Genomic DNA, 10,294 nt, shown 5'->3' with positions numbered 1-10,294 from the left:
CGGCGATGTGCCGCGGCCGGGCCTACGGGACGACCGCTTCCTCCAGCAGGTCGAGCGCGCCCGCCAGGGTGCGGGGGCTCGCGGTGCGGGCCGGCAGCCGGGAGCGGTCCCAGCCGGGACCGGCGACCAGCACCACCGCCCGGCCGCGGGAGCCGCGCGGCCCCCACGCACTGTCGGTCACCCGCCGCACCAGCTGCCGGTCGGCCGTCCGCCGGTCCTGCGACCAGAGCATCACCGCACCCGGGCCGATCCGCTGCACCGCGTCGAGCAGCGCCCGCGGCGGGACCGTCGACCCGAGCATCCGGAACGGCAGGGCGCGCGCGGTCAGCCCGGCCGCGGTGGCGTCCAGCGGCAGCGTGTGCCGCTCGGCGGGCATCGCGGCCAGCACGACCGGCGGCACCGCCCGGACCTCCGCGGGCTGCACGGCGGCATGCCGCAGCACCGAGGCCACGTGCCAGGACAGCAGGTGCTCGACCTCGACGTACTGCTCGCCCTCGGCGGCCCACTTGCGGCCGGCGGCGCGCAGCGCGGGCATCATCACCTCCGTCCACGCGTCCACGACCCCCAGCGCGTGGACGGCGTCGCGCAGGATCCGGGCCACCTCCGGGGCGTCCAGCCGCACGGCCGCCCGGGCCAGGCCGCGGCACTCGGGGCGTACCGTCCCCACGCGCAGCGCCCGGCTTCCCCCGGGGCGTGCGGCCGCCGTCTCCTCGGGCTGGAACGGCTCCGCACTCGCCGTCGCGAGGACCACCCGCGCGGCCTCGCCCGGCGGGACACCACGGGCCGTCAGCCGGCACATGGCCTCCAGCACCGCGATGTCGCGCGCGCTCCAGCGGCGGTGGTGCCCGGGCTCCCGGTCCGACGGGCCGATGCCGTAGCGGCGCTCCCACGAGCGGACCGTCGTCGGCGACACGCCCAGGCGCCGGGCCACGCTCCCGGTGGGCATCCCGGCGTCGGGCACGGGCGGTTCGGCCATCAGGTCCTCCGGGAACGGGGCGTCAGAAGCCCCCGGAGAGTCACCGGAGGCGCACCCATTGTCGTCCGGCCGGCGGCCCCGCCCCACGGCCTTCGGGCCGGCACTCATCTGAGGCCGACCGCAGGACCGGTGGCGAACGACGCCCGCAGCCGGATCAGCCCGTCCCTCATGCGCGTCTTGACCGTGCCCAGCGGCACACGGAGCATCTGCGCGATCTCACGCTGCGAGTACCCGCCGTAGTACGCCAGCACCAGCGACTCACGCTGCACCCGGCTCAGCCCCGCGAGCGCCGCCCGTACCCGCTCCACGTCCAGCCCGCGTTCCACCAGGTCGACGACCGACTCGCCGACGGGCGGTTCGAGCGACGCGACGCGCGTCTCCCGGTCCGACGCGGCCTGCACCGACCTGACCCGGTCCACGGCGCGGCGGCGGGCGATCGTGAGCACCCACGCCATCACCGTGCCCCGCTCCGGCCGGTACCCGGCTGCCCCGCGCCACACCTCCAGCAGCACCTCCTGCGCCACCTCCTCGGCGTGCGCCGGATTGCGCAGCGTCCGGACGGCGGTGCCGTAGACCGGTCCGGCGACGGCGTCGTACAGCCGGGCGAAGGCCTCCTCGCTCCCGCCCGCCACGGCCACGACGAGCCGGCACAACTCCTCGGGCGCCACGTCGTTGATCCAGGGGAGGGGCTGCACATCGGGTCGCTGCTGCGTGCAGAGGGTCACACGGCAACGGTGCGGCCGGGCGGATGACCGAGACCACTCGCAGCGTCTGTGCAGCGTTTCGCCCGCGCGGGCTTCCTACATCCGGGCCTTGAGCACGTCGAACTCGCAGCCCGGCGCGGACGGGTCGAAGCCGTGCTCGACCAGCCAGCGACTCGCCAGCAGGCTCCGCAACGACCACCACGCGCGGATCACGTCGACGTCCACGTCGGCGCCGTAGCCGGCGAGGACGTCGCCGAGGTGCTCCTCGTGGCCGAGCGTCAGGACGGCGAGGTCGAACAGGGCGTCGCCCCGGGCGGCCTCGGACCAGTCGATGATGCCGGTGACCTCGTCGCCGTCGACGAACACGTGACCGGTCTGCAGGTCGCCGTGCGTGAACACCGGGGTCCACGGCCGCAGCGCGGCCTCGGCGACCCGCCGGTTGCGGGTGACGAGGTCGGCGGGCAGGACGGCGTTCGCCACGAGCCACGCGCACTCGCGGTCGAGGTCCGCCGCCAACTCGTCCACTCCCCGGGCCGACCACGGCGGCAACGGCGCGTCGTGCAGCCTGCGTGCGGCGGCGCCGGCCGCGGCCCACGCCGCCGGTGACGCGGCCGACGGTTCGCCGAGCCGGCCGAGCGCCCGCCCCGGCAGCGCGGCGATCGCGAGCACGGGCGGCTCGTACCACAGCACCTCCGGCGTCGGCACCGGCGCCAGGGCCATCGCCTCGACCTCGACGTCCATGCGCGCCCGGTCGGCGTCCACCTTCAGGAACACGTCGCCGACGCGCAGGGTCGCGCGCTCGGAATGGGCGACGACGACCTCGATCTCATCCATGGCGAGCAGTATCCCGGGAGGGTCGTGGATGTCGCAGGGAATATTCGACCGGCCGACTCCGGACGGCTCGTCGTGTCAACCGCGCCACACCTGACGGAATGTCACGGTCGCGTCCCTGTCATGTCCTGATGATTGTGACGCCACGCGTGCCACCGAATGCCATCGGACGACCGTCCTGTGAGGTGTCCACGCAGTCAGCACGAACCGTCATCGGGGAGCCACCATGTCCGTTCGCAACCGCCGCCCGCTGCTCGTCCCCGCCGTCCTCGTCGTCGGGGCCGGACTCGCCCTGACCGCCTGCGGGCCCGACAACGCCGACCCGGTCGCGGGCCCGACGGCCACCGCGGCGCCCACCAAGGGAGCCGTCACGCCCCCGACGGGCGCTGCGTCGCGCCCCGCCACGCACACGCCTCCCACCGGGGGCACCGGCGCCGCCACCGATCCGTGCGACATCCAGCACCTCTCGATCCACGTGACGGCACGCGCCGGGGCGCCCAACCAGTGGGTCATCGACGTCCGCAACACCGGCGCGAGCGCCTGCACCCTGAGCTCGTCCCCGGGGGTCGACCTGGGCAACTCCGCCGCGCGCGACCAGAGCAAGAACATCAAGCCGGTGCTCGCCAGCGGCACTTCGCGCTTCCCGGTCCCGGCCGGCAAGAACGCCTACGCCGTGATCGACCTCGACCCGAGCGGCGCCACCACCGGCACCGCCGCCGGCATCAACGAACTCAACGTCCTGGCCGACGAGGAGGGCACCAACATGCCCCTCGCGAACACCCAGAACTTCCCGCTCCCCGACGGCGTCCGCGTCCTGAACCCCCGCATGGGCCTCTACCGGGCCACCACGGCGGAGGCGGTCGCCTCCATGACGGCGGCACCCAAGTAGCACCGACACGGTCCCAGGCGCGGCGCCCGTCACGTCGCGGCGCGCCCGGGCCCAGGCAGTAGGACGATGATCGGATGGCAATGGGCGTGTAAATTGCTGCATCGGTGTGACAGTCGGAGGCACTTCAAGCGCCGATCAGTGGTAGAGGACGGGACGTGGCCGCAGATGGCAGGCTCCGCATCGACGGCATCCGGCCCTGGCCCGGCGCCCCCGACCCCTCGGGCGTGCCCCTGATCGGCCGGGAGCGCGAACTGGCCGCGCTGGCCTCGTTCGTGACCGCGCCCGAGGGCCGGGCCCTGGTGCTGCGGGGCGAGGCGGGCGTGGGCAAGAGCGCCCTGGTCGGCCACGCGGCCGGGCTGGCCGGCCGGGAAGGGCACGCACTGATCCGGGTCACGGGGGTCGAGGCGGAGTCCGAGCTGCCGTTCGCCGGGCTGCACCAGTGCCTCTACCCCGTGCTGGACCGCACCGCCCGCCTCGGCGCGCGGCAACGGGCGCTCCTCGACGTCGTGTTCGGGCACGGCACGGGCGAGCCGCCGTCCGTCATGGCCCTGGGCATCGCCGTGCTCGACCTGCTGTCCCCGGCCGGCGCCGAGCGGCCGCTGACGCTGCTGATCGACGACGGGCACTGGCTGGACGACGCCAGCGCCGAAGTGTGCGGCTTCGTCGCCCGCCGGCTGGCGGCCGGTCCGGTGAAGATGCTGATCGCCCTACGGGCCGACGAGCGTTCCCGCTTCGACGACGCCCGCCTCCCGGAACTGCCGGTGGCGCCGCTGTCCGACGAGGACGCCGAACGCCTCCTGGAGCTGCACCGTCCACGGCTCGACGCGCGCGCCCGCCGCACCGTCCTCGACCACGCCCGGGGCAACCCGCTGGCGCTGTACGAGCTCCCGCCCGGCCCGGCCGCGCCGCACCCCGGCGGCAGTCTGCCGGGCGGCGCCGGTCTCCCGCTGCCCCGGCGCCTCCAACTCCTCTACGCCGCACGGATCGAGCGCCTGGAGCCCGGCACCCGTGCCGAACTGCTGCGGGGCGCCCTCGACGGCACCGCCGGCCGGCAGCGCGGCGGCGACCACGGCACGCGGTACCGGATGCGCGGCGTCGAGGAGGCCGCCGCCTCCGGTCTGCTCGACGTCGACGCGGCCGGCGGCGACTTCGTCTTCCGCCACCCGCTGGTGCGCTCCGCCGTCGTCCAGCTGGCGACGCCCGAGCAGTGCCGCGCCGCGCACGCCGAACTGGCCCGGGTGCACCGGGCGGACGTCGAGCGGTACGCCGGCCACCTGGCCGCGGCGGCCGTCGACCCCGACGAGTCCGTGGCGGCGGCGCTGGAAGCAGCGGCTGGCTCCGCGACCCGGCGCGGCGGCGCGGCGGCCGCCGTCAGCTGGCTGACCCGCGCGGCCGAGCTGAGCGAGGACCCCGCGCAGCGCTCCCGGCGGCTCGGCGACGCGGCCTACACGGCCGGTCAGGCGGCGCTGCTGGACGAGGCCCAGCGGCTGCTCCACCGCTCGGAGCCGGAACCCGGCGCGGCCGAGCCGCTGGCCGCCGTGCTCACCTCCGCCCACGCCGACTTCGTCCAGTCCGGGGCGGTCCGGCCCGCCTTCCAGCGGCTCGCGGCGGCGGTCGAGCGCCGGGCGGACGGGGCGGCGCGGACCGGTGACGGGACCCTGAGCCGCGACGAGACCCTGACCCGTGACGAGACGCTGGCCCGCGCGGCGGACGCCCTGGTGACGATGGCCCACTACGCGGGCGACCCCGCCCTGTGGCAGCGGACGGACCGCATCCTCGACGCCCTCGGCGACCTGGTCCACCCCCTGACGGCGATGTACCACGACGCGAGCGCCGTGGCCCGCAGCGGGGTCGGCCTGCGGGCGCGCCTGGAGCGGGCGTTCGCCGATCCGGCGAACCTGGCCCCCTGGGACCTGGCGCGGCTGGGGGTCTGCGCGTCCCACGTCGACGTCCTGAACCAGTACCGCACCCAGCTGCGGGGCGCGGTCGAGCGCGAGCAGGAGGCCGGCGCCGTGTCGAGCGTCATGGTCCTGCTGCGGATGCTGATGCTGGACCGGATGTACTCCGGCGAGTGGGACGAGGCGCGCCGGCTGGCGCAGCGGGCGCTGGACCTGGCCACCGCGCACGGTCACGTCCTGCTCGCCTACCACGCCCGCGCCTGCCTCGGGCAGCTCGCCGCCCGGCAGGGGAGGCTCGACGAGGCGCGCGAGCTGCAGTCCGCCGTGGACGCCTGGGCGCGGCCGCGCGGCGTCGGCCTGCTCACCCAGATCACCGAGGCGATCGCCACCGGAGCGGCGCTCACCGAAGGCGACTTCGAGGCGGCCTACCTGTACGCCATCGGCATGACGCCACCCGGCAGCTTCGACCGCCACGCCCACCAGATCGCCCCGCGGGCGCTGCTCGAACTGGCCGAGGCCGCGCTGTACAGCGGCCGCCGCGAGCAGGCGCGCCGGCACGCGCTCGCGGCGTGCGACGCGGGCCTGCCGGAGGCGTCCCCGCGGCTGGCCCTGTCCGCCTACGGCGCCCTCGCGATGACCGCGGACGACCTGACGGAGGCCGCGCGGACGTACGCGCGCGTCGAGGCGTACCCCGAGGCTCAGGACTTCCCCTTCGAACTGGCGCGGATCCGCCTGGCGCACGGCATCAGGCTGCGGCAGCTGAAGGCGCCCCGGGCGGCCCGGCAGGCCCCGCTGCTGCTGGCCGCCGAGGAGTTCGACCGGCTCGGCGCGACGGCGTGGGAGAACCGGGCCCGCGCCGAGCTGCGCGAAGTCGGCCTGCCCTCGGGCCCGGCGGCTCCGGAACCCGCGGCCCTGACCTGGCAGGAGCGCCGGATCGCCGACCTCGCCGCGAGCGGGCTCACGAACAAGGAGATCGGCGAGCGGACCCGGCTGTCCCCGCGCACCGTCAGTTCGCACCTCTACCGCGTCTTCCCCAAATTGGGCATCACGACGAGGGCCGCGCTGCGCGACGCGCTGAGCCGGCTGCCGGAGGCCGACGGGACCGACAGGACCGACGCGGCCGGGTGAGGCGGAACCTGTCCGGCCGTCAGCCCGCCGGGGGCGGTGGCGTCACCAGGCCGCGCCCGACGACCGCCAGGACGGTGTGCGTGGCGGACTCGACCTCCGCGGGCGGCAGCGTGCGCAGCGGTCCGTCGACCAGGAGTGCGCTGAGGCCGTGGACCGCGGACCACGCGGCGTACTGGGCACCGGGGCGGTGCTCGGCGGGCATCGCCCCGGCCTCGACCAGGTCGTCGAGTGCTGCGCCCAGGATCAGGTAGGGATCCGTCCCCGGGTCGGCTCGGACGTCTCGGTCTGCGGCTTCGGCGACTTCGGTGGATTCGGCGGTCGGCGGTTCCGGCTCGGTCGCGCAGAGCCGCTTGCCGCCCGGTGAGGCTCCGGAGAACGCGGTGCGGAACCAGCCGGGTTCGGTGAGGGCGAAGTCGACGTAGGCGCGGCCGATGGCCTCCAGCCGGTCGGCGGCCCGGGTGGCCGGGTCCGGTGCGGTCGCCCGGGCCGCGCGCTCCAGCATGAGCCGGCCGAGGTGGTGCATGCAGCGCTCGCCGACGGCCGCGATGAGGTCCTCGTGGTCGGCGAAGTGGCGGTAGGCGGCGTTGTGGGACACGCCGGCGGCCCGGCTCGCCGCCCTCAGCACCACCGCGTCCGGCCCTCCGGTGCGGGCCAGCGCGACCCCGGCCTCGATCAGGGCCTCCCGCAGTCCGCCGTGGTGGTAGCCCCGGCGGGGCGCGGGCTCGGCGGTGCCTGTGGCGGTCTCCACGGATTCCATGTTGACATTGTCCATTTTGAGTGGAATCGTCGCAAATGTGCCCACTGTCAACATGCTGCTCCGGCAGTACGGAGGCACCCCATGTCCCTCACAGTTCCCCGCCGTCGCGGCGCCGTCCTCTTCGCCGTCTGCCTGGCCGCCTTCGCGATCAACCTCGACACGACGATCGTCAACGTCGCCCTGCCGGACCTCAGCCGCCAGCTGCACGCCACCACGCGCGACCTGCAGTGGATCGTGGACGGCTACAACCTGGCCTTCGCCGCGCTCGTCCTGACCGCCGGCTCCCTCGGCGACCGCTTCGGGCGCAGGCCCGCCCTGCTCCTCGGCCTCGCCTCCTTCGCGCTCGCGAGCGCGCTGGGCGCGACGGCCGGCGGCCCCGGCGCGCTGATCGCCCTGCGCGTGCTGATGGGCGCGAGCGCTGCGGTCATCTTCCCGACCACGCTGTCGGTGATCACCAACACCTTCCCGGACCGGCGCGAGCGTGCCAAGGCCGTCGGCCTGTGGGGCGCGGTCACCGGCCTCGGCGTGGCCGTCGGCCCGGTCTGCGGCGGGCTGCTGCTCGCGCACTTCGCCTGGCCGTCCGTGTTCCTGGCCCTCGTCCCCGTCGCCCTGATCGCCCTCGCGGCCGCGTGGGTCTGGGTGCCCGAGTCCAGCGCCCCGGCGGAGGCCCGGCTCGACCCCGCCGGTCTCGTGCTGTCCTCCGGCGCGATCGGCACCCTGGTCTACACGGTCATCGAGGCGCCGGTGCGCGGCTGGACGGCCCCCGCGACGATCGCCGGGTTCGCCGTCGCGGCCGCCCTGGCCGCGGCCTTCGTCGTGGTCGAGCGCGCCCGCCCCAGGCCCATGATCGACGTGACCCTGTTCCGCACGCCCGCGTTCGCCGCCGCCAGCGGCTGCGTCACCGTCGCGTTCTTCGCGCTCTTCGGGTTCATCTTCCTGGTCACGCAGTACTTCCAGTTCGTCCGCGGGTACGGCACCCTGTCGACCGGCGTGCGGATCCTGCCCGTCGCCGCGACCCTCGCCCTGGGCTCGGTCGGCGGTGTCGCCCTCGCCACCCGCGCCGGCACCCGCGCCGTCGTGACGGCCGGGCTCCTGCTGCTGGCGTCGTCATTCGGGTGGATCGCGGCCTCGCCGACATTCAGCTCGTACACGAGCGTCGTCGGGCAGATGGTGCTCATGGGCTTCGGGCTCGGCCTGACCACGGCACCGGCCACCGAGTCGATCCTCAGCGTCCTGCCCCCGGCCAAGGCCGGAGTCGGCTCGGCCGTCAACGACGCCACCCGCGAGGCCGGCGGCACCCTGGGCGTCGCCGTCCTGGGCAGCGTCTTCACCTCGCTCTACGCGCACCACCTCGCGACCACGTCCTTCGGCGCCCTGCCGCCGGCGACGGCTGCCGCCGCCCGGCAGTCGGTCGGCGCCGCACTCCGGATCGCCGCCCAGGCGCCCGCGGCGTCGCAGCGGAGCCTGCTCGACGCCGTCCGGCACTCGTTCATGACCGGCTTCCACGTGGCCAGCGTCGTGGCCGCGGCGGTCTGCCTGCTCGGCGCCCTCGCCGCACTGGCCCTGCCCGGCGGACCACTGACCGCTCCGTCGCCGACGGCCGGCCGCACGGCACCGGACGCACTGGCCCGTCCGGCGCTGTGACCGCCCGCGACGGGGGCGGGTTCACCGCCCCCGCACGGCCCGGCGGACGTCCGGGTGGCTCCCGAGGTCTGCTGATCAGCAGTCACCATCGGCTGATCGTCCTATAGTTCTGTCGTTGAACCGGACGGAGGGGAGTCTGTCGATGGGGGACGTCATCACGGTGGATCTCGGCGAGGGCGCGTACGTCCACGCCGAGGTGACGGTGCTGGACCGGGCCGAGGCCGGCGGGGACGCCGGGGTGCGGGACACCGCCGCCAAGGCGCTCGCCGAGTTGCCGCAGCGGCTGGACGCGGTGCGCGAGGTGGTGAAGAGCGTCGGGCGGTGGGCCGCGGACAGCATCGGCGGGACCGGGGCGGCCGTTCCGGACACGCTGGAGGTCGAGTTCGGGCTCAAACTCGCGGTCAAGTCCGGCGCCGTGATCGGGGTGCTGGCCGAGGCCGGCGGCGAGGCGTCGTTCACCGTCCGGATGAGCTGGGACACCGCCCGGGTCGCGGCGGCGCGGGCCGGCCGCGGGGCCGGGTTCGTGCCGCAGGGCGGCGACGAGCGGTGACCGGGCCGGCCGCGCGCGGTGCCGCGGTCGGGGTGAGGGACGGGACGGCGTTCCTTGGCAGCGGGTTCCTGGTGGCGCCCGGGCTGGTGCTGACGGCCGCGCATGTGGCGCGCCGGGCCGTGGACGAGCCGGCCGCGGACGGGTGGTTCGGGCGGGCGCCGGTGGTCCGCCCGGCGCGGCGGTTCCCGGCCGATCCGGGGGAGGGGCGCTTCCACGCCTTTCCGGACCTCGCCCTGCTCACGCTCGCCGCGCCCTTCGAGTCGCCGTCACCGCTCGTCCTCGACACCGACGTCCCGCCCCCGGGCACGGCCGTCCTCGTGGCGGGCTTCACCCCGTACACCCCGACGCCCGGTGTCCACGGGGACTCGCTGCTGCTCACCGTCGCCGGACCGGCGGCCGGATACGTGCGGCTGACGGGGGACGAGGTCCGGGACGGGTTCAGCGGGGGCATGGTGATCCGGCTCGACTCCGGCGCCGTCTGCGGCGTGCTCAAGGGCAGCCGGGACTTCGACGGCGTGCGCGGCGGCTGGTTCACGCCGCTGTCGGCGCTGGCCGACGTGCTGCCCGCGGACGATCCGCTGCACGCGCGGCTCGCGGGACGGGTGGCGGAACGTCCGCTGCCCACTGCGCGCGCCCTGCTGCCGGTCCTGCTCCGCGTTCCGGGCATGGACGACCCGGACTTCCGCCTCCTCGTCGTGCGGACGGCGGAGGAGAGCCTCGCCGCCGGCCCGCTGCACGTCGCCCACCGCCCGCACACCACCGACCACCTGCTGGAGCTGGTGCAGGCCTGCCTGCGGCACCGCGACCCGGCCGCGGCGCTGGCCGCCGTGACGGACGCGCTGGAGCTCCTGCGCCTCGGCGACGCCGCCGTCGACGAGCTGCGCACCCTGACGAGCGACCCGGAGGGCGGTCCGTGA

Annotated in this window: 9 protein-coding genes; 5 read left to right on the top strand and 4 right to left on the bottom strand. The window is 75.8% G+C overall.

The window, feature by feature from the left end:
• Nucleotides 1–22 precede the first annotated feature (22 nt).
• The 3 genes from ACFVU9_RS02005 to ACFVU9_RS01995 all read right to left on the bottom strand — a co-directional run bounded on the left by ACFVU9_RS02005 (nucleotide 23) and on the right by ACFVU9_RS01995 (nucleotide 2,514).
• Nucleotides 23–976, bottom strand: coding sequence for a MerR family transcriptional regulator (locus ACFVU9_RS02005; RefSeq protein WP_387588952.1), 954 nt, complete (start codon nucleotides 974–976; stop codon nucleotides 23–25).
• 104 nt (nucleotides 977–1,080) lie between these two features.
• Nucleotides 1,081–1,701, bottom strand: a complete 621-nt coding sequence (locus ACFVU9_RS02000; RefSeq protein ID WP_387588950.1) for a sigma-70 family RNA polymerase sigma factor — start codon at nucleotides 1,699–1,701, stop codon at nucleotides 1,081–1,083.
• Nucleotides 1,702–1,776: 75 nt separating this feature from the next.
• Nucleotides 1,777–2,514 carry a phosphotransferase family protein gene (locus ACFVU9_RS01995; RefSeq protein WP_380501272.1) on the bottom strand — a complete coding sequence of 246 codons (738 nt, stop codon included), beginning with the start codon at nucleotides 2,512–2,514 and terminating at the stop codon, nucleotides 1,777–1,779.
• 223 nt (nucleotides 2,515–2,737) lie between these two features.
• On the opposite strand from ACFVU9_RS01995, the gene ACFVU9_RS01990 reads away from it, so the two are divergent.
• Both ACFVU9_RS01990 and ACFVU9_RS01985 read left to right on the top strand, forming a co-directional pair.
• A complete protein-coding gene (locus ACFVU9_RS01990; protein ID WP_387588948.1) occupies nucleotides 2,738–3,400 on the top strand; it encodes a DUF4232 domain-containing protein in 663 nt (220 codons plus the stop codon).
• 155 nt (nucleotides 3,401–3,555) lie between these two features.
• Entirely contained in the window at nucleotides 3,556–6,426 is a 2,871-nt protein-coding gene (locus ACFVU9_RS01985; RefSeq protein ID WP_387588946.1) for an AAA family ATPase, read from the top strand.
• A gap of 19 nt (nucleotides 6,427–6,445) precedes the next feature.
• On the opposite strand, the gene ACFVU9_RS01980 is transcribed toward ACFVU9_RS01985, so the two are convergent.
• Complete coding sequence (locus ACFVU9_RS01980; RefSeq protein ID WP_387588944.1) at nucleotides 6,446–7,174, bottom strand: TetR/AcrR family transcriptional regulator; 729 nt, start codon at nucleotides 7,172–7,174, stop codon at nucleotides 6,446–6,448.
• A 90-nt stretch (nucleotides 7,175–7,264) separates the two neighbouring features.
• On the opposite strand from ACFVU9_RS01980, the gene ACFVU9_RS01975 reads away from it, so the two are divergent.
• From ACFVU9_RS01975 to ACFVU9_RS01965, 3 genes are all read left to right on the top strand, one after another.
• Complete coding sequence (locus ACFVU9_RS01975) at nucleotides 7,265–8,827, top strand: MFS transporter (RefSeq protein WP_380501278.1); 1,563 nt, start codon at nucleotides 7,265–7,267, stop codon at nucleotides 8,825–8,827.
• A 115-nt stretch (nucleotides 8,828–8,942) separates the two neighbouring features.
• On the top strand, nucleotides 8,943–9,377 hold the full coding sequence (locus tag ACFVU9_RS01970) for a CU044_2847 family protein (RefSeq protein WP_380442850.1): 435 nt from the start codon (nucleotides 8,943–8,945) through the stop codon (nucleotides 9,375–9,377).
• Nucleotides 9,378–9,409: 32 nt separating this feature from the next.
• Nucleotides 9,410–10,294: a trypsin-like peptidase domain-containing protein gene (locus ACFVU9_RS01965; protein ID WP_380501280.1), complete on the top strand. Its 885-nt coding sequence runs from the start codon at nucleotides 9,410–9,412 to the stop codon at nucleotides 10,292–10,294.

The organism is Kitasatospora sp. NPDC057936, from assembly GCF_042887525.1.
Lineage (GTDB): Bacteria > Actinomycetota > Actinomycetes > Streptomycetales > Streptomycetaceae > Kitasatospora.
Note: the sequence above shows the minus strand (reverse complement) of the source record. Positions and strands in the feature narration are given on the sequence as shown.